21 protein-coding genes, 1 tRNA gene and 1 pseudogene are annotated in these 26,684 nt (G+C 69.5%); 14 read left to right on the plus strand and 9 right to left on the minus strand.

From position 1 onward, the window contains the following. Positions 1 to 115: 115 nt before the first annotated feature. Together ALLO2_RS02015 and ALLO2_RS02020 are read left to right on the plus strand one after the other, a co-directional pair. The gene (locus tag ALLO2_RS02015) at positions 116 to 1,147 is read left to right on the plus strand and encodes an ArsA-related P-loop ATPase (protein ID WP_369807779.1); all 1,032 of its coding nucleotides are present in this window, start codon (positions 116 to 118) and stop codon (positions 1,145 to 1,147) included. Then, on the plus strand, positions 1,144 to 2,436 hold the full coding sequence (locus tag ALLO2_RS02020; RefSeq protein WP_011438633.1) for an ArsA family ATPase: 1,293 nt from the start codon (positions 1,144 to 1,146) through the stop codon (positions 2,434 to 2,436). The genes ALLO2_RS02015 and ALLO2_RS02020 overlap by 4 nt, the downstream gene beginning before the upstream one ends. A 153-nt stretch (positions 2,437 to 2,589) precedes the next feature. On the opposite strand, the gene ALLO2_RS02025 is transcribed toward ALLO2_RS02020, so the two are convergent. Next, positions 2,590 to 2,946, minus strand: coding sequence for a WhiB family transcriptional regulator (locus ALLO2_RS02025; RefSeq protein WP_011438632.1), 357 nt, complete (start codon positions 2,944 to 2,946; stop codon positions 2,590 to 2,592). A 553-nt stretch (positions 2,947 to 3,499) separates the two neighbouring features. Between ALLO2_RS02025 and ALLO2_RS02030 the strand changes: the two genes are divergently transcribed. Further along, on the plus strand, positions 3,500 to 6,133 hold the full coding sequence (locus ALLO2_RS02030) for a penicillin-binding protein (RefSeq protein WP_011438631.1): 2,634 nt from the start codon (positions 3,500 to 3,502) through the stop codon (positions 6,131 to 6,133). Positions 6,134 to 6,160: 27 nt separating this feature from the next. Here the strand turns inward: ALLO2_RS02030 and ALLO2_RS02035 are convergent, their stop codons facing one another. After that, entirely contained in the window at positions 6,161 to 6,619 is a 459-nt protein-coding gene (locus ALLO2_RS02035) for a GatB/YqeY domain-containing protein (protein WP_011438630.1), read from the minus strand. 155 nt (positions 6,620 to 6,774) lie between these two features. Between ALLO2_RS02035 and ALLO2_RS02040 the strand changes: the two genes are divergently transcribed. Together ALLO2_RS02040 and ALLO2_RS02045 are read left to right on the plus strand one after the other, a co-directional pair. After that, a complete protein-coding gene (locus tag ALLO2_RS02040) occupies positions 6,775 to 7,707 on the plus strand; it encodes a metallophosphoesterase (RefSeq protein WP_035729405.1) in 933 nt (310 codons plus the stop codon). Between the two features lie 27 nt (positions 7,708 to 7,734). Then, positions 7,735 to 7,811: transfer RNA gene (locus tag ALLO2_RS02045), tRNA-Pro, on the plus strand. Positions 7,812 to 8,098: 287 nt separating this feature from the next. Here the strand turns inward: ALLO2_RS02045 and ALLO2_RS02050 are convergent. Continuing rightward, entirely contained in the window at positions 8,099 to 9,613 is a 1,515-nt protein-coding gene (locus ALLO2_RS02050; RefSeq protein ID WP_232234825.1) for an ABC transporter substrate-binding protein, read from the minus strand. A gap of 227 nt (positions 9,614 to 9,840) precedes the next feature. On the opposite strand from ALLO2_RS02050, the gene pyrH reads away from it, so the two are divergent. Then, positions 9,841 to 10,644: a UMP kinase gene (gene pyrH, locus ALLO2_RS02055; protein ID WP_023840711.1), complete on the plus strand. Its 804-nt coding sequence runs from the start codon at positions 9,841 to 9,843 to the stop codon at positions 10,642 to 10,644. Positions 10,645 to 10,965: 321 nt separating this feature from the next. Here the strand turns inward: pyrH and proS are convergent. After that, positions 10,966 to 12,369: pseudogene (gene proS / locus ALLO2_RS02060) on the minus strand (proline--tRNA ligase); the annotation flags it as partial. Between the two features lie 165 nt (positions 12,370 to 12,534). Continuing rightward, complete coding sequence (locus tag ALLO2_RS02065; RefSeq protein ID WP_023840709.1) at positions 12,535 to 12,843, minus strand: hypothetical protein; 309 nt, start codon at positions 12,841 to 12,843, stop codon at positions 12,535 to 12,537. Positions 12,844 to 13,892: 1,049 nt separating this feature from the next. On the opposite strand from ALLO2_RS02065, the gene pstS reads away from it, so the two are divergent. The 5 genes from pstS (at position 13,893) to ALLO2_RS02090 (ending at position 19,165) form a co-directional block, all read left to right on the plus strand. Continuing rightward, entirely contained in the window at positions 13,893 to 15,002 is a 1,110-nt protein-coding gene (gene pstS, locus ALLO2_RS02070) for a phosphate ABC transporter substrate-binding protein PstS (protein ID WP_011438619.1), read from the plus strand. Positions 15,003 to 15,234: 232 nt separating this feature from the next. Next, on the plus strand, positions 15,235 to 16,278 hold the full coding sequence (gene pstC, locus ALLO2_RS02075; protein ID WP_035729200.1) for a phosphate ABC transporter permease subunit PstC: 1,044 nt from the start codon (positions 15,235 to 15,237) through the stop codon (positions 16,276 to 16,278). Next, positions 16,275 to 17,339, plus strand: coding sequence for a phosphate ABC transporter permease PstA (gene pstA / locus ALLO2_RS02080; protein WP_035729201.1), 1,065 nt, complete (start codon positions 16,275 to 16,277; stop codon positions 17,337 to 17,339). The genes pstC and pstA overlap by 4 nt, the downstream gene beginning before the upstream one ends. A gap of 129 nt (positions 17,340 to 17,468) precedes the next feature. Beyond that, positions 17,469 to 18,245 (plus strand): phosphate ABC transporter ATP-binding protein PstB, encoded by a 777-nt coding sequence (gene pstB / locus ALLO2_RS02085; RefSeq protein WP_035729202.1) that lies wholly within the window; start codon positions 17,469 to 17,471, stop codon positions 18,243 to 18,245. Between the two features lie 227 nt (positions 18,246 to 18,472). After that, positions 18,473 to 19,165: a response regulator transcription factor gene (locus ALLO2_RS02090; protein WP_308726834.1), complete on the plus strand. Its 693-nt coding sequence runs from the start codon at positions 18,473 to 18,475 to the stop codon at positions 19,163 to 19,165. A 17-nt stretch (positions 19,166 to 19,182) separates the two neighbouring features. On the opposite strand, the gene ALLO2_RS02095 is transcribed toward ALLO2_RS02090, so the two are convergent. From ALLO2_RS02095 to ALLO2_RS02110, 4 genes are all read right to left on the minus strand, one after another. Next, entirely contained in the window at positions 19,183 to 20,127 is a 945-nt protein-coding gene (locus ALLO2_RS02095; RefSeq protein ID WP_035729203.1) for an A/G-specific adenine glycosylase, read from the minus strand. 88 nt (positions 20,128 to 20,215) lie between these two features. Further along, positions 20,216 to 21,295, minus strand: a complete 1,080-nt coding sequence (gene disA / locus ALLO2_RS02100) for a DNA integrity scanning diadenylate cyclase DisA (protein ID WP_023840706.1) — start codon at positions 21,293 to 21,295, stop codon at positions 20,216 to 20,218. A gap of 131 nt (positions 21,296 to 21,426) precedes the next feature. Further along, positions 21,427 to 22,884, minus strand: coding sequence for a DNA repair protein RadA (radA, locus tag ALLO2_RS02105; protein WP_011438612.1), 1,458 nt, complete (start codon positions 22,882 to 22,884; stop codon positions 21,427 to 21,429). Positions 22,885 to 22,985: 101 nt separating this feature from the next. After that, complete coding sequence (locus tag ALLO2_RS02110) at positions 22,986 to 23,735, minus strand: hypothetical protein (RefSeq protein ID WP_035729205.1); 750 nt, start codon at positions 23,733 to 23,735, stop codon at positions 22,986 to 22,988. An 822-nt stretch (positions 23,736 to 24,557) separates the two neighbouring features. Between ALLO2_RS02110 and ALLO2_RS02115 the strand changes: the two genes are divergently transcribed. The 3 genes from ALLO2_RS02115 (at position 24,558) to ispF (ending at position 26,641) form a co-directional block, all read left to right on the plus strand. Continuing rightward, a complete protein-coding gene (locus ALLO2_RS02115; protein WP_006545253.1) occupies positions 24,558 to 25,040 on the plus strand; it encodes a CarD family transcriptional regulator in 483 nt (160 codons plus the stop codon). A 243-nt stretch (positions 25,041 to 25,283) separates the two neighbouring features. Further along, the gene (gene ispD, locus ALLO2_RS02120) at positions 25,284 to 26,084 is read left to right on the plus strand and encodes a 2-C-methyl-D-erythritol 4-phosphate cytidylyltransferase (protein WP_011438609.1); all 801 of its coding nucleotides are present in this window, start codon (positions 25,284 to 25,286) and stop codon (positions 26,082 to 26,084) included. Beyond that, on the plus strand, positions 26,081 to 26,641 hold the full coding sequence (ispF, locus tag ALLO2_RS02125) for a 2-C-methyl-D-erythritol 2,4-cyclodiphosphate synthase (protein WP_011438608.1): 561 nt from the start codon (positions 26,081 to 26,083) through the stop codon (positions 26,639 to 26,641). The genes ispD and ispF overlap by 4 nt, the downstream gene beginning before the upstream one ends. The last annotated feature ends 43 nt before the right edge of the window (positions 26,642 to 26,684 follow it).

A 26,684-nucleotide genomic window follows, 5' to 3' on the forward strand; every position in this document is an offset into this window, starting at 1 on the left:
CCGCGGTGCGCCGCGGGTTTTCTCCCGGCTCACCACCGTGGTGGGGACCGTGCACGCGGGTACGGTCAAGCTTGTGAACGGCGAGAACACCGTGACCGACAGCGAGAACGCTGTGATCGACAGCGAGAACACCGTGATCAAGGAAGCGAGCGGCGAGGTGGCCGGTCCGTGGGACCGGCGGTTGCACATCGTCACCGGCAAGGGCGGGACCGGCAAGACGACCGTGGCCGGCGCGCTGGCCGTGGCGCTTGCGAGCGGTGGTCGTCGAGTCCTGCTCACCGAGGTCGAGGGTCGGCAGCAGATCGCGCAGCTGTTCGACACCCCTCCGTTGCCCTACCGGGAGCGCAAGGTGGCCAGCGCCCCCGGCGGCGGGGAGGTGTTCGCGTTGGCGATCGACGCGGATGAGGCCCTGCTGGAGTATCTGGAGATGTTCTACAACCTGCGGCGGGCCGGGAGGGCCCTGGACAGGATCGGCGCGGTGGACTTCGCCACGACCATCGCTCCCGGGGTTCGCGACGTGCTGCTCACCGGCAAGGTCAAGGAGGCGGTCAACCGGCCCGACGCCACCCGCCCGGGAGGGCTGGCCTACGACGCGGTGGTGCTCGACGCGCCGCCCACCGGCCGGATCACCCGGTTTCTCAATGTCACCGCGGAGGTGGCGGGGCTGGCCAAGGTCGGGCCGATCCGGGCCCAGGCCGACAGCGTGATGGCCGTGCTGGCGCCCGATCGGGCCGCCGTGCATCTGGTCACCCTCCTCGAGGAGATGCCGGTGCAGGAGACGGTGGACGGCGTGGCCGAGCTGACCCGCGCCGGCCTGCCGCTCGGCGGTGTGGTGGTCAACATGACCCGCCCACCCCTGCTGCGCGCGAAGGAGTCCCGTCTGGCCCGGCGCGGGGAGCTGGACCGGGAGGAGATTGCCGCCGGGATCAAGGAGGCTGGGATGGAGCCCACCCCTGAGCTGGTCGAGGCGCTGGCCTGGGAGGCGGCCCAGCACGCCGATCGCGTCGCGCTGGAGGCGGCTGAGCGTGCGGAGATTGCCGGGCTGGGTCGTCCCGTGTATGAGGTGCCGCTGGTCGCGGATGGCGTCGACCTCGGCACCGTCTACCGGTTCGCGGAGATGCTGCGGGCGCAGCAGATGGTGGCATGAGCCCCGCGCGCCCGTCACCCGGTGCACCACGGCGGGAACCCGGGGCACCGTCCGCCGGGCGGCGAAGGCCGGCAGCGGGGAGCGTCCGGCAGTCGGCGGCGCGTCGCGGCGGGCCGGGAGCGCGCCGGACGCGTCCGCATCCGGCCGGCGTGCCACTGCTCGACGTCGACGCGATGCTCGACACGGAACGGATCGTGGTCTGCTGTGGCTCGGGTGGGGTCGGCAAGACGACCATGGCCGCGGCGCTCGCGCTGCGGGCGGCCGAGCGCGGGCGCAACGTCGTCGTCCTGACGATCGACCCGGCGCGGCGACTCGCCCAGGCCCTGGGCCTGACCGCGCTCGACAACACCCCACGCGAGGTGGCCGGGGTCGACGGTGCCGCCGGTGGTCGTCTCGACGCGATGATGCTGGACATGAAGCGGACGTTCGACGAGATCGTCCTGGCGCACAGCACCTCCGAGCGGGCCGAGGCCCTCCTTGCCAACCCCTTCTACCAGTCGCTGTCGTCCTCCTTCGCCGGCACCCAGGAGTACATGGCGATGGAGAAGCTCGGCCAGCTCGACGCCACCGGCACGTGGGATCTGATCGTGGTCGATACGCCCCCGACCCGGTCGGCGCTGGACTTCCTCGATGCTCCGACGAGGCTCGGGGCCTTCCTCGATGGAAGGCTGCTACGACTGTTGCTCGCGCCGGCGAAGGCCGGCGGGCGGGCGTACGTGAAGGTGCTCGGCGCCGGCCTCGGCGTGTTCACCCGAGTCCTCACCAAGGTGCTCGGCGCCCAGCTGCTGACCGACGTCAGCCAGTTCGTGGCGGCGCTGGAGACGATGTTCGGTGGCTTCCGGGCGCGGGCGGAGGAGACCTACCGCCTGCTCGGCGATCCCGGCACCTCGTTCATCGTGGTCGCCGCACCCGAGGCCGCGGCGCTACGGGAGGCGTCCTACTTCGTCGATCGGCTCGATGCGGAGGGGATGCCCCTCGCCGGACTGGTCGTGAACCGGATGCACCACAGCGATGCCGAGGCGCTCAACATCGAGCGCAGCCTTGCCGCCGCCGAGAACCTCGAGGAGCACGGGGAGCATCCGCTTGCCGCCGCGGTGCTGCGCATCCACGCCGATCGGGTCCGGTTGGCGAGCCGGGAGGCGCGGCTGCGGGAGCGGTTCACCAGCGCCCACCCCGACACCCCGATAGTGGAGGTGGAGGCGTTGTCGGAAGACGTGCACGATCTCGTCGGACTGCGGGAGATCGGCGATGCGCTCGCGCGTGACGAACGGCTGGATCGGACCGCTTGATCAGCTTGATCGGCGAGCCCGGTTCATCCGGGTGAGAGAACGCGGTCGACAGCGGATGTGCGTGATCCCGGACCGGGACGACGTTGTCCTCGGGCGGGGGATAGCCGGCGAAGGATCCGATCGGCCTTGGGGACNGGTCGGACCACCGCTGAATCAGCCGGCGGAGGCCGATCTGTGGTCGGCCTGGGCGTCCGTGAGCAGCTTCCGCCAGGACGTGACGTCTGGGCGGCGACGTAGCAGCGCGCGACGTTCCCGTTCGGTCATGCCCCCCCAGACGCCGAACTCGACGTGGTTGTCGAGAGCGTCCGCGAGGCACTCGGTGCGGACAGCGCAGCCGAAGCACCGGGTCTTCACCCGGTTCTGGGCGGCGCCCTGGACGAACAGCTCATCCGGGTCGAGGTCGCGACAGGCGGCGTGAGCCGTCCAGTCGCCGTCGACGGCGGAACCCACGAGATGGGTCGTGTTGGCACGGCGTGGCGTGCTGACGGTGGAGGTCAGGCTTCTGGTCATGCCACCTGCCTTTCTTCTCGAGTCCGGGTCAGGGGGCCCGTGCGGGTGGTGACGTGGCGTTGACCCGAAACCGTACGGAGTGGCGTGGCCACGGCACAGACCCCACACGGGTGGTTGTCCAAATGACTAGTCCGGGCCATTGATCCGGATCGCCATGGTAGTGCGGTCTGTGACCTCCGTATGTCTGTTGCGTGACAATGAGGTATCGACTCAGAGATAATGTAGGTTTTTCATCGCTTCGTTTCCGTTTTGACGAGATTGCCCTAATGTGGGGCCGGAATTGAGATGACGCCCGAAAGTGGAGGTATGGAGCGTGGGCGGCGGGGCAGCGGGTGTGGAGGTTGTCACGGTCGTCNGGGGCGCGCCCGGGACCGGCAGGGTCGCCGGCCGGGGCTGGAACTGCGGCGTCCCAGCTCACGGCATTATCGGCTGCGATGGGCCGCCGCCTTGTGGCGTTCGTGGAAATCGGGGCGGCGGGGGTGGCGCTTGTTGATCAAATGTTGGCCCGTATGCTCCGACGGGTGTCCCAGCCTGGCTGGACGGAGGTCCCTGGATGACCACGCCCCCTGGGCACCCCACGCCCGGTCGTGGGCGGTTCGAGGATTCCGCCCGCGACCGTGTACCGGGGCGCCCGTACGGGCCTGACGAACTCCGCTTCGGCGACGTCGACCGGCCTGAGCCTCGTCCCATCGCATCATCGGCCCGCCGGCTGGGGTTCGTGGCCACGCGGCTGCTCGGCGCCGGCGTGATCAGCGTGGTGGCGGGGGTGCTCGTCGGCATGCTGGCCCTGCCGGTGGTGGGAGCGGCCGGACTGACCGTCAAGGGCGGCGCGGACGACTTCCTCGACCTGCCGGCCAACCTGACGGTCCCCCCGCTGGCCCAGGCGTCGCGCGTCCTCGACGCGCGGGGGAACGTCCTCGCCGTGCTGCGCGGGGAGCAGGACCGTGAGGTCGTGTCCTTGGGCCGGGTTCCGCCGGTGATGCGTCAGGCGATCATCGACATCGAGGATTCCCGGTTCTACGAGCACGACGGGCTGGATTACAAGGGTCTCGTCCGGGCGTATCTCACCAACCGGGAGAACGGCGAGGTCACCCAGGGCGGCTCGACCCTGACCCAGCAGTACGTCAAGAACGTTCTTCTGATGTCCGCGACGACGGCTGAGGCGAAGAAGGCCGCGACCGAGCAGACCGTCCAGCGCAAGCTTCGGGAGGCGCGTTATGCGCTGTACCTCGAAGCCCATCTGAGCAAGGACGAGATTCTCGAGCGTTATCTCAACATCGCCTACTTCGGCGATGGTGCGTACGGGGTCCAGGTAGCCGCGCGGCACTACTTCAACGTCGACGTCGACAAGCTCACCCTGCCGCAGGCCGCGCTGCTGGCCGGCCTGGTGAAAAACCCGAACGCCTTCAACCCGGCGATACATCCGCAGGCGGCACGGGAACGGCGCAACGTAGTCCTCGACCGCATGTTCGAACTTCATCACATCGACGCGGCGGCCTTTCATCAGGCGCACGATGGCGAGGTGGTGCTCAACCGGCAGCCCCACTCGGCCGATCCCTGCGCCGACTCGACCGCGCCGTTCTTCTGCGCCCTCGTGCGCCAGCGGCTGCTGAACGACAGATCCTTCGCCCCGACGGAGGAGGACGCGCGCAGACTACTGTTCGAGGGCGGCCTCACGATCAGAACGACGCTGGACCCGGTGGCGCAACAGGCGGCGCAGTCGGCCGCGACCGAGGTCATCCCGATCGGGAACCGGGTGGCGGCGAGCGTCGCGATGGTGCAGCCGAACACCGGCCAGGTGCTCGCCCTGGCGATCAACCGGGTCTACGGACCGACGGCGGACGGACAGCCCGCCGCCCTGTCCACGGACTTCGTCCACACCAAGGAGATTTATCCCGTCGACGAGGACTCGTTCTCCCCGGGATCGACCTACAAGGTGTTCACTCTGATCTCCGCGCTCGAATCGGGACTACCGCTTTCCACGACGCTGCACGCCCCCCTCTGCTACCACTCGAACGTCTTCCCGAACCCGGATCCCCAGGGCAAGAACTGCTACGGAAACGCCGATCCCAGCGAGGACGGTTTCTACTCGTTGACGACCGCAACCTGGTCATCGGTCAACACCTACTACATCCAGCTCGCCGAGAAGCTGGGCGTGCTGAAGACGGCCGAGGTGGCCCGCCGTATGGGCGTCACCTCGTGCCGGATCCGGCAGCACAACAACAACGATCCCGAATGCAGGGGGGTGGACGGGATCACCCGGGTCGACGGCTCCTCCATCCTCGGATCCAACGAGATCAGCACCCTCGATCTGGCGACCGCCTACGCGACGTTGGCCGCGCGGGGCAGGAAGTGCGACGCGCGGGCCGTGCTCGCGATCACCCAGCGGGTGGGCGGGACGGACCGGCCGCTTCCCTTCGACACCGGCGCTCCCTGCCAGCAGGCGCTCGACCCGAAGATTGCGGACAAGGTCAGCGCCGTGCTGCAGGGGGTTATCAACCACGGGACGGCCAGCGGGAACGGGCAGATCGGCCGGCCGGCCGCCGGCAAGACCGGCACCGCGGAGGGGTTCAGCACCGCCTCCTTCGCGGGTTACATCCCCCAGCTCGCCGCGGCGGTGACCCTCGCGGACCCGCGCGGACCGACGTCGCATCCCCTGATTAATGTGAAGGGTCGCAACGTCTTCGGTGGCGGATATCCCGCCCAGGTGTGGTCCCGCACGATGATCCGGACGATCGCCGGTCTCGGACTACCGGTCGAACCGCTGCCGACCCCGGACGACACCCAACCCGAGGTGCCGACGAAGGCACTGCCGGACGTGGTCGGGCAGCCGCAGCAGGTCGCCGAGCAGACGCTCGTCCAGCTGGGCTTCCATGTCAGGTCGCAGCCGGTCCCGCATCCGGCGCCCCCCGGCACCGTCGTGGCGATGTCGCCCGCCCCGGGCAGCGAGGTCTCGCTCAACACCGAGGTCACCCTGCAGATCTCCGGGGGGCTGACCGGCACGGCCGTCCTGCCGGGTGGATCGACGCTACCCGGCTTCGGAGCGCTCGCCCAGCCGAATGACGGCCAACCGGCCGGGGGCGGCCAGCCGGGCACGGATCTGCGTCGGCAGCTGAACGCTTCAGGCGGCTCGGGGCCGTTGGACGGGACGGATGGCCGGGGCCAGGGCGGGCGCCGGCGGCGCTGACCGGCCCACGCGGGCCACGCGGCTCGTTCAGCCGCCCGCCAACCGGGCCTTCACGAGTGCGGCGACCCGGCCGCCGTCGGCCCGGCCGCCGACCGCGGCCTGCACGGACTTCATGGCGGGACCGATCGCTCGTGGACCGCTGACATCCAGACCCGCGAGTACCTGGTCGATGATCGTGGCCAGTTCGTCGTCGCCGAGCTGCTTCGGCAGGTACTCCTCGAGCACCTCGCCCTCGGCCCGCTCTCGGTCCGCCTGGTCGCCGCGACCGGCCGCGGCGTAGGCGTCGGCCGCTTCCCGGCGCTTCTTCACCTCGCGGGTCAGGACCTTCGAGACCTCCGGGTCGTCGAGGACCCGCGCGGAGCTGCCGGCCACCTCCGCATCCTTCACCGCGGCCAGGGCCAGCCGCAGAGTGGACGTCCGCAGCTCGTCACGGGACTTCATCGCGACGGTCAAATCGGCGCGCAGACGTTCCTTGAGGGTGCTCATAACCACCGGAGCCTATGGTCTGCGGGCAGGGTGGTCACGCCGGTTCCGTCGGCGGGGCGCCCGGTGGTGCGCGGCGCCCGGTGGTGCGCGGCGCGGCGCGCGGAACCGGGCCGGGTGGCGGCAGGTCCCCGCCCGCGGTGGGTGAGACTGGGACGATGAACGCACGTCACACAGCGGCGAGGACTCTCGTGGGTGTCGCGGCGGTGGGGGCGCTCGTGTCGGCCTACGGCGGGTTGTACGAGCGCACGGCGTACACCCTGCGGNGGGTGNNNNTCCCGGTGCTGTTGGCCGGCGCGCGCCCCCTGCGCGTGCTGCACATCTCCGACCTGCACGTCACCCCCCGTCAGTACGGCAAGCTCGCCTGGTTGGGGGACCTGGCCCGGCTCGTCCCCGACCTGGTCGCCCTGACCGGTGACGTGCTGTCTGCGGCCGATGCCCGGGATCCCCTGCTCGCCGCGCTGGAGCCGCTCTACTCGTTTCCCGGGGTCTTCGTACCGGGGAACAACGACTACTTCGTCCCGACCCTGAAGAGCCCGCACCGCTACCTCCGGCGGGGCGACGAGGCCCATCCCAGGGGCGCTCCGCTGGACTGGGCGGCTTTCGCCGGTGGTCTCGCCGCCGCCAGCGGGTGGACCGAGCTGACCAACGTGCNGGCGGTCATCGAGGTCGGCGGTCGCCGGATCGACCTNCGTGGCGTGGACGACGCCCGGCTGCGCCGCGACCAGCTCGCGGTCGTGACCGGCCCCCCGGAGCCCGGCGTTGAGCTCGCGTTGGGACTGTCGCACACCCCGGAACCGCGGGTCCTCGACGCGTTCACAGCGGACGGGGTGGGGCTCACCCTTTCGGGGCACACGCACGGGGGTCAGATCCGGCTGCCCCGGGTCGGGGCGCTCGTGACCAACTGCGGGCTGGACCGGGCCCGGGTTCGCGGGCTGTCCCGTCACGAGGTCGACGGGCGGTCGTCCTGGCTGCACGTGTCGTCCGGGCTGGGCACGTCCCCGTTCGCGCCGCTGCGCCTCGGCTGCCGGCCGGAGGCGACCCTGCTCACCCTGGTGCCGGCCGGCGACCCCACCCCGTCGGACCACTGAGCCGTCGGGTATGCTTCATCTCGGTCGCGGGGTGTGGCGCAGCTTGGTAGCGCGCTTCGTTCGGGACGAAGAGGTCGTGGGTTCGAATCCCGCCACCCCGACCAGATGACGCGTTGCAGCCCCGTCTCCCCAGCAGGGAGGCGGGGTTTTTGCCGCCCAGGGGGTCGGCCGTTCCTGAACGTCCTACCCGGTTGCCCGTCCACCCCACGGCCGCTCTCCCTTACCCGCGTATCTTCCTCGGCCGCGGGCACCGAGCCGGCAGCCGGGCGCTGGCAGGGCACCGATCGGCCTGCCGTCTTCGGTCGATCGCCGCCCTGCCGCGTTGCGCGGCTAGGATTCGGCGGTCTGATCGAGGCGAAGGCCGAAAGGCTCCCCACGGAAGGCGCATTGTTCAGTTGATCAAATTACCGCAACGGGCCGTGGACTGCAGCGGTACGAAATGACTGCCGTCGCCGCTGATGCGCATGAAATAATAGCAGTTGCCGAGTTGGCCGCGGTTTTTCGCGAGATCAACCGGCTTGGGGAGCAGGCCAGTGCCGTCGTAGTCGTGCACGGAGTGCAGACCCTGTAGGAACGACTGGTGGGTCGGGCAGGCGCCGGCGGCTTGCAGGCCGTGCAGGAACAGATCGGCGGACAACCAACCGAAGACCGCGCTTTCCTGCTCCGGCGGCTGGGTCTGCGGAGAGTAGCGGGTCATCGCGGCGAGCAGCCGCTGATGCGCGGGGGTGTTCAGCTCGAACGGGACGAAGCTGATGTAGATGTTGGTGCCGGCCAGGGCCGGGCCGAGATCGGTCAGCAGGGCCCGATCGTAGCCGAGCGAGAGGAGCACCGTCTTGAGGTTCACGCCGGCGGCACGGGCCGCGGGGAGGATCTGAGTGAGGACGTCCGGGGTGATGACGCCGGTAAGGGTGTCGATGTTAGCCGCCTTCATTTGCCTGGCCAACGCCTCGAAGCTGGTCGTCTCCGCGGTCACCTCGAAGTTTATGTCCACGCTGACACCGGCCGCTTGCAGGCTGTCAACGAGCTGCCGATGATAGTCGTGCACGGCAGCGTTCAACGCTACGTCGACCATGGCGCTCCGGGTTCCCCCCTCACCGCGAATGAAATCCCCCCAGACGGTGGACGACCCGGCCGGGACTGTATAGTGATGCCACGAGACCATGTTCTCGTGCGCGGCCCAGACGGGTTCGGCTCCCAGTCCGACGATCGGCACGTTCAGATCCGCGAGGTACTGGGCTGAGCCGGAGACCGCACCCAGTCCTNCTATGATGCCGAAGACCTCTTCCTTCTGGACGAGCTCGCGGGCCGCGGCGAGGTTCAACTGGGGGTCGGAGACATCATCCCGCCAGCTGTAGACAATCTTCCGCCCGTTGACGCCGCCTGCGGCGTTGGCTTCGCCGAAACGTGCATCGATTCCGGCCCGGAACGCGCGCATACTGTGCGCGAACGGCCCGGTGTCAGGGAAAAGAACGCCGGCCTTGATCTCGGTCTCAGTTATGCCCGGTGTGGCGCAGGCAGCTGTTCCGGTGCGTCCGGTGGAATCCTCCGAAGCGGTGCACGCAACCAGTCCGATCAGGCTAATCAGGATAGAGATCAGTGCAGTCGACCGTAATAACGACGGCCTTCCGGGTAAGAACATCGCAACAGTGCTCCTCTGCGGTATCGGATCCGTCGCGCCACTCACCGTCGACGGCCTCGGCTCGAGCATATCCAGTATTCTCCTGCCGGGCTCCGGCAAAGTTGTCTGTCGGTAATCCAGATTCGTGATCGCGTGGAGCGGTCGTTCGGGTCGGCGGGAGTGGCGGCGTAGTCCTTGGGCGATGTTGATGGTGCCGGCCGGGCGCGGGATGCTGATCCATCGCCGCCGCCTCGTCCCCGCCGCCTGGTCCCCGCCGCCGGCGTCCACGCACCGCCGGGCCCGACCTCCGGCTGCCCGGAGTCGGATAACGGTGGATCGCGACGGCGGTCGTCGGTGCCCGGCCGGCGAAAGGTGCTGCGGGTACGGTCCGCCGTCGGCGGAATCTCTCGGGCGCGCCCGTCGTGCGACGTGCCCGGGAGCCGGGTGCTCTACCGTGTACCCGAGGGGTCATGGGCTCATGATCGATCATTGCCCGCCTACGTTAAGATCGCACCATGGAAAAGGGGAAGCGGGAGACAGTGACGAGATACCGCCGAGTGGTCGTCAAACTGAGCGGTCGCGCGATCGCCGGTTCCGCCGAATTCGGCTTCGATTCCAACGCGCTGGAGCACCTCGCCCGAGAAATCATCGCGGTCCGCCAGTCCGGCGTGGAGGTGGCGATCGTCGTCGGCGGCGGGAACCTCTTCCGTGGTAACCAGTCGGACCGGTGGGGTATTGACCGGGTCGAAGCCGACAATATCGGCATGCTGAGTACGGTCATCAACAGTCTGCTGCTCCGGGGGAAGCTCACCGCGCTGGGTGAGGACAATCTGCGGGTGATGACGGCGGTGCCCGTTCCAGCGGTGGCCGAGCCCTACATCCGGCTGCGGGCGGTGCACCTGCTGGAGAAGGGGGCGACGGTCATCCTCGCCTGCGGCAATGGCCAGCCCTTCCTCACCACCGACTACCCGGCGGTGCAGCGGGCGCTGGAGCTCAATGCCGACGCGGTGCTGGCCGCCAAGGACGGCGTGGACGGCGTCTACGACAGCGATCCGAAGATCAATCCAGGGGCCAGGCTCTTCTCGCACCTCAGTTATGACGAGGTGATCAGCCGCGGGCTCCGGGTGATGGATCAGTCGGCCTTCATCCTGGCCCGTGACTTCGGTATGCCGCTGCATATCTTCGATATCGAACAGCGGGGCGCGATGACGGCGATCTGCCGTGGTGAGCACCGGGGGACGGTTATCTCCTCCTCGCCGGAGAAGTCCGAAGAGTTCGGGAACGAGGTGCTGGCCAGCCCCGCCGAATCGACGGCCTGATCCCGAGGCGCCGGCCATACAATCGATCTCGACGTCGGTCCCGATCTGCCTCTGAGGGGCACGTCGAGGGAGATCGAACCCGCTTCTCGAAGGACGGGCGCGGTTTGTCCGCGCGGCGGCGGACTCACCGCGGTACGCATTACGCCACGTTTCGTGGACGAAGACGACGACCCCTAACCCGGTCCCATCATTCAAGCTTCGTGAAGATACGTTCGTGAAGATACGACCGACCTGGGTTTCCACGGTCGCCGCCGACCGGTCCCCGTCTGCGCGGCTGATCGTCTCTGCCCCGGACGGCTACCACGCCAGGGATCTTGGACGTCAGTAGGAGCGGGCGATCAGGCAGACGAGGTCGTCGGCGTCGCTGCCGGCCTCGGGGATCCCGCCGTCCGGTGTCTGGATGCACCGCACGGTGAGCGCCTCCTCGGCGAGCTCGGCCTCGCCCTCCTCGCCGACAAGGCGCCAGGGGATCCGGGCGAAGCCGGCCTGGGCGGCCCGGGCGGCCTCGGCAACGGTGGCGACGTCCGTCGTCCGGCTCTCGCGTAGGGCCAGCGCCTCGGCGTACAGGTCGGCCTGCACCTCGCCCAGCAGCACCGGCACCCGCGTGGCGACCTCGGCCAGCGGCACCGGCACCTTCTCGGAGGTGTCCCGGCGCACCAGGGTGACGTTGCCCGCGGCCAGGTCCCGCGGACCCACCTCAACCCGTACCGGGATGCCCTTGATCTCCGCGTCGGTGACCCGCCGGCCGAAGGACAACCCGGGACGGGCGTCGACCTGCACCCGAAGACCGGCGTCGGTCAGGGCGGCGGCGATCTGGCGGGCCTTCGCGACGACGGTCTCCTCGTCGCGCACCGGCAGGACCACGACCTGCGTCGGCGCCAACCGGGGCGGGACACGCAGGCCGTTGTCGTCGCCATGTGCCATGATCAGCCCGCCGACCATCCGGGTCGAGCAGCCCCACGACGTCGTCCACGCCAGATGCCGGGCTCCGTCGGCGCCGAGGAAGTCGATGTCGAAGGCACGGGCGAAGTTCTGGCCGAGCTCGTGACTGGTCGCCATCTGCAGAGCCTTGCCGTCGCCCATCATGCCCTCGCAGGTCATGGTGTTGGTCGCGCCGGCGAACCGTTCCCGGCGCGTCTTCACTCCGACGAACACCGGGACCGCCAGCACCTGCGTCATAAAGTCGCGGTAGACCTCGAGCGCGATCCGACGGGCGTAGGCCGCGGCATCGGCCTCGTCGGCGTGCGCGGTGTGGCCCTCCTGCCAGAGGAACTCGCTGCTGCGCAGGAACAGCCGGGGACGCAGCTCCCACCGGACCACGTTCGCCCACTGGTTGAGCAGCAGGGGCAGGTCACGGTAGCTCTGGGTCCACTTCGCCAGGTATTCGCCGATCACGGTCTCGCTGGTGGGCCGGACGACTACGGGCTCCTCCAGCTCCTTGCCGCCACCGATGGTGACCACCGCCAGCTCCGGGCTGAAGCCCTCGACGTGCTCGGCCTCCCGGCGCAGGTAGCTTTCGGGGATGAACAGGGGGAAGTAGGCATTGACGGCCCCGGCGGCCTTGATTCGGGAGTCCACCTCGGCCTGCATGCGTTCCCAGATCGCGTAGCCGTACGGTCGGATGACCATCGTCCCGCGGACGGGGCCGTTGTCGGCCAGCTCGGCCTTGGCGAGCACGTCCTGATACCAGCGCGGAAAGTCGGTCGAGCGGGAGGTGAGTACAGCCNCCCCGCCACGATATTGCCTCGACCACGGCTCGTGGCCCCGGGGACCGGCACCTGTTGGGTCCGCCGCCCCGGCGGGCGCCTCGCGCCGGTCGCGGTCGTCTCGGCTGACGGCCCGTCGCCAGAGTGGACGGTCGCTGAGGGGACGGTCGCCAGAGTGGACGGTTCAGGTCCGGCCCGGATCGCCGCCGCGTCCGACTGGCTGCCCGTCGACCCCGCGCCGAGCATCCCGCGAAACCTCCTGGAATACCAGTGAGACGTCCACGTCGCCGTGATGGCTGACCAGCGCGGCCGTGGGGGGGACGAGGATCATCGCGGTGGTCAGGTCGGCAGCGGTGGCTCCCGGGGCGAGGAGCAGCTCGTGTTGGACGAGTAAGCCATCGTTGACGGTGACCACCTCGGCCAGTGACCGTGGCCGTCCCCCGATGACCGGACGGGGTTCTGGTAGAAGATCGTCGTTATCGACGGTGTTCATGTTCTGGTCGTCCTCCGTTGTCGTGTCGCATGTCGTGCCGCGTCTGGTTGGTGCCGCCGGCACGGGGTGCGCAGCGCCGGCCCCGGGTCGTCCGGCCAACCGGACGCGGCGGTACCCGCGGGCCCCGCGCCATGCGGTCTGCGGCTTGCCGGACCCCGCCGATCCGCCGCGTGACGGGACATCGTCGTCCCGCNACGCGGCGGTGGCTGGCCGTGGCGCGCTTCATCGCCGGGCGGGACGGCTCCCGGTGGGCGGGCGCAGGCGGATGCGCTGGTCGGGTGGACTGGTCGGGTGGAACGGACGGGTCGTGGTGCTCTTCGGCTACGCCGTTGCTTCGGCTACGCCGTTGCTTCGGCTACGCCGTTGATGCTGTCAGCCACATCGATGTTGCTTTACAGCAAAGCACGAGAACGCGGGGTTGGCTACCGGCGATCTGTGCTCAGAGTGGACGTCTGGTAACAGAGGACGAAGGTCCTGATCAGCTGCGTAGCGCGGCGCGCGGGTTGGCCGCTTCGCCGGCTCCGTCCCACTGCGTCGCAGGGCGCGGCCCCCCGGGCCGGACATGACGCGCGTCGGTGAACTTTCGATGCTTGCTGCGTCGGAAGGTTGACAGCGACGATGCCGCTCGATGACCGTGAATGATCAAGTTCCGGGCGGCTCGGCGTTCTTCCTGTCGGACTCTCGCCTGTTCCTGTCCGTTCTCATTAGGCTCCCGTCCGTTCTTGTCCGCTTCCATCCGTTCTCGTAACGCTCCCGTCCGTGACCGAGGGTCACTTGTCCACGGTGTTCCGGGCGTGGCGTGATGTTCGGGACGATGGGCGAGAGTGACTATCTGCCGATCATTTGATGCGCACAGTCATGATCGGATTGGCCATTGGCTGGCTAACCAACCGCGAAGCCGGTGATATGGATGTGTTCCGGTTGGTGATGGGTCCGCGTTCGCGGACGTTCACCTTGCGTTCATTCGAGGTGGCTTCGATTCTCGTCGGCGCCCCAGTCCAGGGGGCGGACGATTCGGCGCCGTAGCGCGCGAGAACGAAGGGCTGCTCGTGAACCGAGGCAAGCGTCAGGCCGCCATCGGGGCTGCAATGGTGGCACTGCTCACTGTGGCGGCGTGTGGCACCGACGACAACAGTGACTCCGGCGGCACCGCGGCGAAGCCGTCGAACGGGGCGAGCGCGATCGCCTGCGAGAAGGGCTCCATTACCGGATCGGGTTCCTCCGCGCAGAAGAACGCGATGGACGAATGGGTCAAGGCGTACCAGAACGCCTGCGACGGAGCAAAGATCAACTATCAGTCGACGGGGTCCTCGACCGGTCGGCAGCAGTTCGTCGCCAAGCAGGTTTCCTTCGCCGGTTCCGACTCGGCGCTGAAGGACCAGCAGAAGACCGACGCGGACAAGCGCTGTACCCCCGGTACGGCTGTCGACCTGCCGATGGTGGTCGGCCCGGTGGCGCTTATATACCACCTCTCGGGTGTCGACAAGCTCCAGCTGTCTGCCCCGACGATAGCGAAGATCTTCTCCGGCGCCATCACCAAGTGGAACGACCCGGCGATCACCGCGGAGAACAGCGGGGTTACTCTGCCTGACGCGCCGATTGCCTCGGTGCACCGGTCCGACGGTTCCGGCACCACCGACAACTTCACCAAGTTCCTGAAGGGCGCGGCCGGCGCCGCTTGGACCTTCGACTCCGGCTCGGACTGGAAGGCCCCGGGCGGCCAGGGTGCCAAGGGCAGCGACGGGGTGACTGCGACCGTGAAGTCCACCGAGAACTCGATCGGTTATACGGAGCTCTCCTACGCGGAGAACGCCGGGCTGTCCACGGTCGCGGTCAAGAACGGTGCCGGAGAGTACGTCAAGGCGAGCACGGATGGTGCCTCCCTCGGCCTGAGCACCGCGAAGGTTGCCAGCGGTGACGATCTGAAGCTCACCTTCGACTACACCGCGGCGACCAAGGGGGCCTACCCGATCTACTTGGTCACCTACGAGATCGCCTGCACCACGGGTCTCCCGGCCGACCAGGCCAAGCTGGTCAAGTCCTTCCTGACTTACACCGCGTCGGACGCGGGCCAGTCCTCGATCGCCGACCTTGGTTACGCGCCGCTGCCGGACTCGGTAGCGACTCGGGTCCGCGCGGTGGTTGACAAGCTGTCCTGACGTCGATCTGACGCAGCTCCGATCGGACTAGCCGGTGCCCGCGGTGGGGTGAACAGCCCCATCGCGGGCCCGTCGTTCGTTGACGACGACGGTGAGAGCAGCCGGGAACGGCCAGCGCATTCAGACCAGACCAGCAGCACCAGACCAGCAGCACCAGACCAGCCAAGACGGTGACGGCCAGGGCATTTCACGAGCGGGAAGTCGAGTTCGGAGCACCAGGGGAAGAGGACCCATGACGACGGAGCCGGACAGCTCGGCGGACGCCGAGTCTCGGGGTGCCGCTTCGGCGACGGCCCCATCGGGAGGTGATCGGCCGGCCGGCGGGCTGGCGGACACCTCGACAGGCAAGGCCAAGGTCGGCGTCGCTGACCTGATCTTCAAGAATGCCACCCGCACGGCCGGGGTCGGGCTGCTGGTACTGATCGCCGCGATCGCGGCCTTCCTGGTATTGCGCGCCACCGATGCCCTCGGCGCCAATACCGGGAACTTCTTCACCACGGAGGAGTGGTTCCCCAACGCCACGCCGCCGGTTTTCGGCATCGCCGCACTGCTGTTCGGCACGATGATCACCGCTGCCATCGCAATGATTATCGCTGTTCCGGTCGCGGTGGGTATCGCTCTGTTCATCACGGTGNACGCGCCGCGCCGGATGGCCTCCGCCCTCGGCTACATCGTCGATCTGCTGGCGGCCGTGCCGAGCGTCGTCTACGGCCTGTGGGGACTGCTCGTGCTCGCGCCGCACATGAAGGGCATCCAGAGCTGGCTGACCGACTACTTCGGGTGGATTCCGCTGTTCGAGACCGATCGCGGGGTCGGTCGGTCGATCTTCGTTGCCAGTGTCGTCCTCGCGATCATGATTCTGCCGATCGTCGCCGCGCTGTCCCGCGAGGTGTTCCTGCAGGTGCCCAGTGCGCATCGGGAGGCGGCGATGGCGCTGGGCGCGACCCGCTGGGAGATGATCAGAACCGCCGTCCTGCCCTACGGCAAGCCGGGCGTCATCAGCGCCTCGATGCTGGGCCTCGGGCGGGCGATGGGCGAGACCATCGCGGTTGCCCTGGTCCTGCCGGCGTCGTTCAACATCTCCTGGCAGATCCTCGCGCCGGCCGGTAACACCATCGCCGCGAACGTGGCGAACGGATGGGGCGAGGCCAACGACATCGGCCGCGGTGCGCTTATCGCGTCCGGTCTCGTGCTCTTCATCGTCACCATGCTGGTCAACATCATCGCTCGCGCCATCATCGCGCGGCGGCGTGAGTTCTTGGGGAGTGCCGCATGAAAACCGCGACCGTTCCCGGCAGCGCCGTCGCGGGCGGTGAGGACCGGCTGCAGCTGCGGGGCCGGGTCCTGCCCCGCTGGGTACCGCTCGCCGCCGCTGCCGGTGCCGTCGTCCTGACGGTCCTGATCTATCTGGTGACCTCGATCTCCAGCAGGATCCAGTTCCTCCTGCTGGTCGCCGTCTTCTTCATCCTCGCGATGACCGTGCCCTCGACGCTGGTCGNGGGCGCCCGCCGGGCCCGGGACCGGTTCGCGACGAACCTGGTCTACGCCGCCTTCCTGCTAGCGGTCATCCCCCTGCTCGCGGTGCTCGTGAATGTGATCGAGAAGGGTGCGAGGCGGCTGCGCCCCGGATTCTTCACTCACTCGATGAACGGCATCGGTGCCCGTGACGTCGGCGGTGGCATCTACCACGCGATCATCGGCACAGTGGAGCAGGTCGCGTTGGCGAGCCTGCTGGCCGTGCCGTTCGGTCTGCTGGTGGCCATCTACCTGGTGGAATATGGCCGCGGCCGGGTCAGCCGGGTGATCAGTTTCTTTGTCGACGTGCTCACCGGTCTTCCCTCGATCATCGCGGGTCTGTTCATCCTGGCGTTCTGGATCCTCGCCCTTCACCAGGGCTTCTCCGGATTCGCGGGTGCCCTGGCCCTCACGGTGCTCATGATTCCGATCGTGGTGCGCTCCGCCGAGGAAATGCTGAAGCTCGTTCCGGACGAGCTGCGGGAGGCCAGCTACGCCCTCGGGGTGGCGCGTTGGCGGACCATCCTCAAGGTGGTCGTCCCCACCGCGTTGCCCGGGATCGTGACCGGCGTCATGCTCGCGGTCGCCCGCGTTGCCGGCGAGACCGCGCCGCTGCTGCTGACCGTCTTCGGCACGAACCTCATCAACGCCAACCCGTTCTCCGGGGAGCAGTCCGCACTGCCGCTGTACATCTACTCGCAGGCCGGCCAGCCGCAGCAGGCGGCGGTGGACCGGGCCTGGGCCGCCGCCCTGGTACTCATCGTCATCATCATGCTGCTCAACTTCATCGCTCGTCTGATCGCCGGACGCTCGCGGCTGTGATGACCCTGGCTCGGGACGGCGGCATGGCACAGATCACGCCCTATTCCATTCTCACGTCCTATCCCATCCCATCCCATCTGATCCGATCATCTGAAACAGCATCCAGGAAGATCGTGAGTCGAGGTAGCCATGGCCACCCGCATCGACGTTTCCGGGCTGACGGCGTACTATGGGAAGTTCAAAGCCGTAGCCGACGTGAACCTGACCATCGAGCCGANGAACGTCACCGCATTCATCGGGCCGTCCGGATGCGGAAAGTCGACGGTGCTGCGCACGCTCAACCGGATGCACGAGGTGCTTCCGGGGGCCCGGGTCGAGGGGCAGGTACTCCTCGACGGTGAGGATCTGTACGGGCCCGGGATGGACCCGGTGGCCGTCCGCCGCACCGTCGGGATGGTCTTCCAGCGACCGAACCCGTTCCCGACCATGTCCATCTACGAGAACGTCATCGCCGGGCTCAAGCTGAACGGGGTCCGCAAGAAGGCGCTCCTCGACGAGCGGGTCGAGGAGTCACTGCGGGGCGCGAACCTCTGGGAGGAGGTCAAGGACCGGCTGGGCCGGCCGGGCGCGGGCCTGTCCGGCGGGCAGCAGCAGCGGCTCTGCATTGCCCGGGCGATCGCGGTGGAGCCGCAGGTCCTGCTGATGGACGAGCCGTGCTCCGCGCTCGACCCGATCTCCACTCTTGCGATCGAGGATCTGATCGCGAAGTTGAAGTCGAGCTTCACCATCGTCATCGTCACCCACAACATGCAGCAGGCGTCGCGGGTCAGCGACTCGACCGCCTTCTTCTCGTTGGAGAAGACCGGCGACCCCGGCCGCCTCGTCGAGTACGACAAGACCTCGCAGATCTTCAGCAACCCCAAGGAAAAGCGGACCGAGGACTACATCTCCGGACGGTTCGGCTGACGGCCGGCGGGATTGGCGGACAGGACGCGCGGATGCTCCCGGTACCGCGTGGGGCCGGTCAACCGGGGGGGCAAGACCGTGGCTCGGCAGACGAGGACCCGGCGGTTTCGGTAGGCCCGGCGGTCGCGGCGGTAGACCCGTCAGCCGACGGACGTCGGTACCGCGGCCCGTCCGGTGGGCCGCGGAGACGGACGACGGGCACCGGGCCGGGGAGCTGCCCGGCGCTGTTGATCGCGGACGAGGACGTCGACGACGGCATGCTCGACGCCTTCGTCGAGAACGGTGTCGAGGTCAGCGTGGTGGCCGACGGGGCGCTGGCCCTGTTGGAGATCGGTCTGCGACATCCGGCCGCGCTGCTGATCAGTGCCCGGCTGCCCGTGGTGGACGGGGTGACCGTCGTGCGGACGGTGCGTAGCGTGCCCGGTCACGACGACGTGCCGATTCTCCTCGCGGTCGGCCCCGATGACCGGCCGCGAGCCGCCGCCGGACTCGACGCGGGGGCCAGCGCCTGCGTCGGCAAGCCGTACCGGGTTCCCGAGGTCCTCGCGATGGTGGGGTTCATCGGAATCGGACGGGCCGGAACGTATCCGCCTCGGATGCGCGAGCCGGAGGTGCTGCGCGGCGGACGGGTGCAGCTGGACCGCGCGGCACACGAGGTCCGCCTCGACGGGGCCGTGGTCCCGGTCCCGCCGCGGGAGTTTCGGCTGCTCGCGCTGCTCCTGGAACAGGCGGGCCGGGTCGTCCCGCGCGAGACGCTGCTGCGGGAGGTCTGGGGTTCGGCGCAGACGGAGACGAACACGCTCGCCGTGCACGTGCGGCGGCTGCGGCGGCGGCTGGGCGAGACGGCCGGCCAGCCGACGGTCATCGAGAGCATCCGCGGGGTCGGCTACCGCTTCCGCGCCGTTCCCGATCCGGGTTGAGCCCTTCCGCAGGGACGTCAGCTGGGCAGCGCGTAGACGCCCGGCGCCACCCGTACCACGAGACCGTCGTCGATCAGCCCGGCGAGGGCGCGGGTCCGCTGCACCGGATCGTCCCAGACCTGGTCAAGGATCTCCTGACCCACCGCCGGACTGGCGTCACGCAGGACGGCGAGCAGCCGGCCGCGGACCTGGCGGTCGGTGCCGGCGTACCCCTGGGGCCGGCGTGCGGGTCCCGCGCTCGGCGGGCTGCCCGCGGACACCCACGCACACCGTCCCAGCAGGGGGCAGGCGGCGCAGCGAGGCGCCCGGGCAACGCAGACCAGCGCGCCGAGCTCCATGAACGCGGCGCTGGCCCGGGCGGCCGTCTCGGTGTCCGGCGGCAGCAGCTCCGCGATCTCGACCAGGTCGCGGCGGCTGACCGTGGCCGGCGGGTCGGCTCTTCCCTCGACGGCCCGGGCGAACAGCCGGCGCACGTTGACGTCTACGACCGGATGACGCTGGCGGAAGGCGAAGGCGGCAACCGCCCGCGCGGTGTACGTCCCGATGCCGGGCAGCGCGAGGAGATCGTCGAGGTGTTGGGGGATCTCGCCATCGTGCCGTTCGACGACGACGGTCGCCGCCTGGTGCAGCCGCAGGGCGCGCCGGGGGTAGCCCAACCGGCCCCACGCCCGGACGGCCTCCCCGGCCGGCTCGGCGGCGAGCGCGGCGGGCGTCGGCCACCGGTCCAGCCACGCCTCCCAGACCGGCAGCACCCGGCTGACCGGGGTCTGCTGCAGCATCACCTCGCTGACCATGATTGCCCAGGGGCTCGTCAGGGGACGGCGCCACGGTAGGTCTCGGCCACAGACGGCGAACCAGTCCAGGACGAGATCGGCCAGTGGTCCGGACGCGCTGCTGATTCCGGCTGGGCTGGCTGGGCCGGCTGTGCTGGCTGTGCTGGCTGGGCTGGTCATTCCCGCCATCGTGCCAGGCGACCAGGCCGGCCGGAGGCGGCAGGCGGCCTCCCGTCGCCTTCGGCTACCACACGTAGCATTACCGTGTGTAGCGTTACTATACGTAGCGTTCGAGAATGCTTGACTCGGCGAGCCGGGAGAGGCCCTCGCGGACCGCTCGGGCGCGGGTCTCCCCGACGCCGTCAACGGCCTGCAGATCGTCGACCCCGGCGGCGAGCAGTTTCTGCAGGGTGCCGAAATGGTCGACGAGCCGGTCGACCACCATCCGTGGCAGCCGGGGCACCTTCGCCAGCATGCGGTAGCCGCGTGGACTGATCTGCCGGTCCAGGATGTCCGCCCCGCCGGAGAATCCGATCACCCGGGCGAGGACGGTGAGATCGAGCAGGTCGGTCGGAGACATCGCGGACAGCTCACCCAGGACCTGCGCGGGCGTCCCCGCCTTCGACCCGATCGGCAGATAGTCGCGGACGGTGAGTTCACGCTCGGTCTCGACCCCGGCCATCAGCTCCTCGAGCTGCAGGGACAGCAGCCGGCCGTCGGTGCCGAGTTCGACGACGTAGCCTTCGATCTCGTCGGCTATGCGGCGCACCATCTCCAGCCGCTGGCTCACCGAGATCGCGTCGCGGACCGTGACGAGGTCCTCGATCTCCAGCGCGGACAGGGTGCCCGCGACCTCGTCTAGCCGCAGCTTGTAACGCTCGAGGGTAGCCAGGGCCTGGTTCGCCCGGGACAGGATGGCGGCCGAGTCGTCCAGCACGTACCGCTGCCCGGCGACGTACAGCGCGATGATGTGCATCGACTGGCTGACCGAGATGACGGGGAACTCGGCCTGCTTGGCGACCCGCTCGGCGGTTCGGTGCCGCGTGCCGGACTCCTCTGTCGGCACCGTCGGATCCGGCACCAGATGCACCGCCGCGCGGACGATGCGCTGCAGGTCGGACGACAGCACGATCGCGCCGTCCATCTTGGCCAGCTCGCGCAGCCGGGTCGCCGAGAACTCCACGTCGAGCTCGAAGCCGCCGGTGCACAGACCCTCGACGACCTTGTCGTGGCCGAGGACGATCAGTGCGCCGGTGTGCCCGCGCAGGATGCGTTCCAGGCCGTCGCGAAAGGGGGTTCCGGGCGCGACCGCGGCCAGTGTCGCCCGGAAGATGTCGTCTCCGGGTGGTCCTGCCATCAGGCTCCCTCAGCTCCTTGGCTTCCCCCACCGTCTCCCATTACCACTGTCGTGATGCTATCGGGGCGACGGGAGCCGGTGGGGTCCACCTCATCGTGAAGTACCGATATGGTTAGAAAAATACACACTTTCTATGTTTCATGCATTTTGCTGATCGCGCCGATCAGGTCGGGTACCTCGGTGACTTTCATGCCGTCCGGAGCCGGGCCGGGGTCCGCCGGAACGAGCGCCCGGCGAAAGCCGAGCCGGGCCGCGGCGGCGAGCCGTTGGCGTACCGAGCCCACCGCGCGGACCTCCCCGGCCAGGCCGACCTCGCCGATGGCGACGAGATCGGCCGGCAACGGACGGTCCCTGGCCGCGCTGACGATCGCCAAGGCCGTCGCGAGGTCCGCCGCGGGCTCGGCCAACCGAACCCCGCCGACGGTCGCGGCGTACACGTCGGCCCGGCCGAAGCGCACCTTCGCCCGGCGCTCGACCACGGCGAGAATCATCGCCACCCGGGCCGGATCGAGCCCGGACACGGCGCGCCGGGGGATCTGCGCCGAGGTTTCCGCCACCAGGGCCTGAACCTCGGCGACGAGTGGCCGTCGGCCCTCAACCGTTACGGTGACACAGGTTCCCGGCACCGCCTCCAGCCCCGCGCCGCTGGACCGGGACAGGAACAGCCCGCTCGGGTCGGCGATGCCATGGATACCGGAATCGTCCATCTCGAAACAGCCGACCTCGTCGGCTGGTCCGTACCGATTCTTGCCCGCGCGGACCAGGCGCAGTGCGGAGTGCCGCTCGCCCTCGAAGTGCAGCACCACGTCGACCAGATGTTCCAGGAGGCGTGGTCCGGCGACCAGGCCATCCTTCGTGACATGGCCGACAAGCACCGTCACGAGTCCCAGCGCCTTGGCCGTCCGGATCAGGGCCGCGGTGACCTCACGGACCTGGGTGACCCCGCCCGCGGCTCCGTCCACCCCGGCCGCGGAGATGGTCTGCACCGAATCGACCACCAGCAGGGCCGGTGAGACCTCCTCGACGTGACGCAGGACGGCGCCGAGGTCCGTCTCGGCGGCGATCCACAGGTCCTCGTGCAGCGCACCCGTCCGACCCGCCCGCAGCCTGACCTGCGCCGCGGATTCCTCCCCGGTGACGACCAGGGCGCGGGCACCGGCGGCGGCGCTGCGGGCCGCGACCTCCAGTAATAGGGTGGACTTGCCGACCCCCGGTTCCCCGGCGAGCAGGATCACGGCGCCGGGAACGAGGCCGCCGCCCAGCACGCGGTCGAGTTCGTCGATCCCGGTCGGACGACGCCGCGTCGCGGTCACGTCAACGGACATGACCGGCAGAGCCGGTGCCGTCACTGCGGCGGACGAGGCGGAACGACCCCCCGCGACCAGGCCGGCCCCCCGGCGTGGGGCGGGGGCCTGGGCCTCCAGCGTGCCCCACTCCTGGCAGCGCGAGCATCGTCCCGCCCACCGCACGGACTCCGAGCCGCAGCTGTTACACCGGAACCCGCCTGAGGCCGCACGACTCGACGGGCGACCGCCGGCCGACGGGCGAGTGGATGCCATGGACGCAACGTTAGTCCGCTGGTCCGACATGTCGGCGACAGCGGCGCGCGGAATGGGTTCCCGGGCGTCGGGTACCCGCGAATGGGGATACCCCGGCCGGATCCCGCTGGGCGGGTCAGCCCAGCGGCGGGTCAGCCCGCGGNGGNGGCGCCGGCCGCAGGGCTCGCGGCGGGGGNCGNCGNGACCCNGGNAGCGGCAGTCGACGAGGTCGTGCCGACCGTCGAGGCCGGCGTGGCGCCGGCCGACGGCGAGGCGGACTGCCCTGCCCGCGGCGTCCCGGTGACCGCGCCCGGAGCCGCCGAGGCGCCGGGCGCGGGCTGCTCTACCGGGACGTCCAGGGTGATGCTGCCGGCCTTGGCGAAGGTGATGGTGACGGGCACCTGGGACCCGATCAACAGGTTCTGCTGGACGTTCTGCAGGGTCGGCGCGGAGCCGTCGGCAATGAAGATCTTTCCGGAACCGGGTGGCAGCTCGGCGGGGCTCGGGACCCTGCCGCCCGCCGCCAGGGGGGAGGACACACCGATGATGGTGTCAGGCTCGGTGCCCGCGTTGAAGAACGCCGAGACGATCTGTGCGGAGTCTCCCCGGGACAGCGGGCCTGCCACATAGACATTGCGTAGCGTGATGCTGCCGACGGCGCTCGAGACGCTGTTGGTCGTGGTCCGGGCGAGGTTTGTCACCGCGTCGTTGCCGGAAGCGCAGCTTGCCAGGCCAGCGGACCCGACCACCGAGGCCAGGAGCGCGACACCGATCCGGTGGGAGGCGATGCGCCGCCTGAAGGTGGACTGTCGGCCGGCGTCGTGGCCCGACTCCGGGGCGGCGGACGCCCCGCCGACGGCGGGTGTGGCTGACGTGAAACGGGCACCCAGACGGCGGCTCACAGCTCGGTGGCTCCTCCTGCGCGAGACCGGTGCCTCGGGTGCGCACCGGTGCTGGTTGACGGTCGCCCCGGGGAGCGACCACCGGTGGCGCCGCCTCCACCGCCGGCCGTCGTAACCGGTGCGGAGGGGTCACCCCCGGTGCCCGGATGATTCGGTCTAAGACGGTCCGTCTCCCGACTCACCCGTGCGGGGCTAACACTAGCCATCCCCCGGCATCACGTGCGGCGGCTGTGGGCGGTACGAGACCCGCGGATCCGGCCCAGGAGCACGCTCGGGCCGGATTTCGGCGCCCTATCCGGGCCGGCTGGCCTGGGCGATCGGTCCGAGCGACCCCGGACGTGGGCAGCATCACGGCGTGGGGGGAGTCACGACCTGTCGGGCGACCCGGCGAGCGCCGTCCGTTCCGTGGCGATAGCCCATTTTCATGACGAGATGACCGTTACATAGCGATGTGTCGCGATGTGTCCGGTGTGCCGCGGCGGGACCGGTCGGGNGGATCGGGTGGGCCGGGGCCCGGGCGGGACCCCGTGCCGGCCCGCGCCGGGGGTTCGCCATGCGGCCCGCGCTCAACGTACAGCCAACATCCGCCGGATCGTCACCCATTTTACCTGGTAGGACATCTTCGATGTCGGTGCGCGGCGATCTGACGGGTGGCTGGGCGGATCTGTAGTCCCTGGGTGTCCGTCCTCCGGAGCGGGTGGCCGGAAGGCGGCGCCGGGTCCCTCACCCTGGCGTTGCTGGTCTTGAGTNCCTGCAGCGTGCGTCTGACCTGCGGCGATGCGTGCGTGTTACGCTGGTAGAGGCGGAAGGGGCACGTGACACATGGCGTTCCAAGTCGGCGAGACCGTTGTTTACCCGCATCATGGTGCTGCTCTGATTGACGCGATTGAAACTCGCGTCATCAAGGGCGAGGAAAAACTCTATCTCGTGCTGAAGGTCGCTCAGGGCGATCTGACTGTCCGAGTTCCGGCCGACAACGTCGGCATGGTCGGGGTGCGTGACGTCGTCGGGCAGGACGGGCTGGAACGGGTGTTCGAGGTGCTCCGCGCCCCGCACACCGAGGAGCCCACCAACTGGTCACGACGGTACAAGGCAAATCTTGAGAAGCTCGCCTCCGGCGATGTGAACAAGGTGGCTGAAGTCGTCCGTGACCTGTGGCGACGCGATCGCGAACGCGGTCTTTCCGCGGGCGAGAAGCGAATGTTGAGCAAGGCCCGGCAAATCCTCGTCAGCGAGCTTGCGCTCGCCGAGGGCACCAACGAGGACAAGGCGGAGGCCATGCTCGACGAGGTTCTCGCCGGATGATCGTAGGCTCGTTGGCGCAGGCGTAATTCGTCCGGCCGACAGGCGATCTATTCGGCACGGCATGATAATCCGGAAAGGCATTCTCTTTCCGGGAGACCGCCGTCCCGAGCGCGTTGCCGACTCAGGTTCCGGCTGAGTGGGCGTCGAGACGGTGGTGGGCGGTGTTGCGCCCACCGGCGGCTCGCGCCGAGCCGGCTGGATCGGCCAGGCCCTCGTGGCGGATGGCACACGGGAGGTCCTGTGGTGGGCGAAGGTCACCGGTTGCCGGTGGCGAGCCCCCGGGTGGCGGCGATCGTGCCGGCTGCCGGCCGGGGTGAGCGGCTGGGGGGAGGTACTCCCAAGGCGCTGCGAGCCCTCGGGGGCAGGCCCATGCTGGTGCGCACGGTGGAATCGTTGCGTCGCTCCAGGCTGGTGACGCAGATTGTCGTCGCGGCGCCACCGACGCTGGTCGATGCCGTGGCCCAGTTGCTTGGCGGGGACGTGTATGTGATCGCCGGAGGCGCCGAGCGGGTGGATTCGGTCCGCCGCGCCCTGCGAGCCGTGGACGACGACGTCTCCGTGGTACTGGTCCACGACGCCGCCCGGCCGCTGACGCCCCCCGAGCTGGTCGACGCGGTGGCGGCTGCGGTGCTCGACGGACATCCCGCGGTGATTCCCGTCGTGCCGCTGGCCGACACGGTCAAGGAGGTGGACGCCGACGGGCGGGTGGTGCGTACCCCGCCGCGGGACGGTTTGCGAGCCGTGCAGACCCCGCAGGGATTCCGCCGCGACGTGCTGAGCGCCGCGTATGCGCTCGAGGACATCGCTGTGACCGACGATGCGGGCCTGGTGGAGGCTCTGGGAGTGCCGGTGACGACCATTCCCGGCGCGCAGGAGGCATTCAAGGTGACTCGACCGGCGGATCTCGTGCTCGCCGAGGCGCTACTCGCCCGCTGCGACCCCGCGGACGACGCCCGGTCCGCGGAGGCCCGGTCCGCGGAGGCCCGGTCCGAGGAGCCTCAGTTCGCGGGTGCCCGGTCCACGGACGCCCGGAGTGGCGGATGACCGGCGGCCCGCGGTGGGACGAGCCCGTCGTGGACGCCGCGCCCATCAGCCGGCAGGCCCCCGCGTCCAGCTTGGTGAACACGGTGATCCTGCCCCGGGTCGGCGTCGGGGTCGATGTGCATCCGTTCGCCGCCGGCCGGCCGTGCTGGGTGGCCTGCCTGGAATGGCCGGGGGAGACCGGGCTCGCCGGACACTCCGACGGGGACGTCGCCGCACACGCGGCCTGTGACGCACTTCTCACCGCCTCGTGCCTCGGTGATCTGGGTCGGGTGTTCGGCACGGACCGACCGGAGTACGCGGGTGCGTCGGGCGCGGTCCTGCTGGCTGAGACGGCTCGGCTTCTCGGTGCCGCCGGTTGGGCGATCGGCAACGTCTCGGTCCAGGTCATCGGGAACCGGCCCAGGATGGCCGGGCGTCGCGAGGATGCGCAGAAGGCGATGTCCGTGGCCTTGGGCGCATCGGTGAGCCTGTCGGCCACCACCACCGACGGACTCGGCCTCACCGGGCGGGGCGAAGGCTTGGCCGCCATCGCGACCGCGCTCGTCATCCGCGCCTGACGGCGGGCCCGTCAGGCGGTGNTATGCCGTTTTGTCATCGACT

Source organism: Frankia sp. Allo2 (assembly GCF_000733325.1).
Lineage (GTDB): Bacteria > Actinomycetota > Actinomycetes > Frankiales > Frankiaceae > Frankia > Frankia casuarinae.

Bases quoted from the DNA above. Each gene is read 5' to 3' on its own strand.
- ALLO2_RS02020 (WP_011438633.1), top strand. From the start codon at position 1,144: ATGAGCCCCGCGCGCCCGTCACCCGGTGCACCACGGCGGGAACCCGGG.
- ALLO2_RS02025 (WP_011438632.1), bottom strand. From the start codon at position 2,946: ATGACCAGAAGCCTGACCTCCACCGTCAGCACGCCACGCCGTGCCAAC.
- ALLO2_RS02030 (WP_011438631.1), top strand. From the start codon at position 3,500: ATGACCACGCCCCCTGGGCACCCCACGCCCGGTCGTGGGCGGTTCGAG.
- ALLO2_RS02035 (WP_011438630.1), bottom strand. From the start codon at position 6,619: ATGAGCACCCTCAAGGAACGTCTGCGCGCCGATTTGACCGTCGCGATG.
- pyrH (WP_023840711.1), top strand. From the start codon at position 9,841: ATGGAAAAGGGGAAGCGGGAGACAGTGACGAGATACCGCCGAGTGGTC.
- ALLO2_RS02065 (WP_023840709.1), bottom strand. From the start codon at position 12,843: ATGAACACCGTCGATAACGACGATCTTCTACCAGAACCCCGTCCGGTC.
- ALLO2_RS02095 (WP_035729203.1), bottom strand. From the start codon at position 20,127: ATGGCGGGAATGACCAGCCCAGCCAGCACAGCCAGCACAGCCGGCCCA.
- disA (WP_023840706.1), bottom strand. From the start codon at position 21,295: ATGGCAGGACCACCCGGAGACGACATCTTCCGGGCGACACTGGCCGCG.
- radA (WP_011438612.1), bottom strand. From the start codon at position 22,884: ATGTCGGACCAGCGGACTAACGTTGCGTCCATGGCATCCACTCGCCCG.
- ALLO2_RS02115 (WP_006545253.1), top strand. From the start codon at position 24,558: ATGGCGTTCCAAGTCGGCGAGACCGTTGTTTACCCGCATCATGGTGCT.
- ispF (WP_011438608.1), top strand. From the start codon at position 26,081: ATGACCGGCGGCCCGCGGTGGGACGAGCCCGTCGTGGACGCCGCGCCC.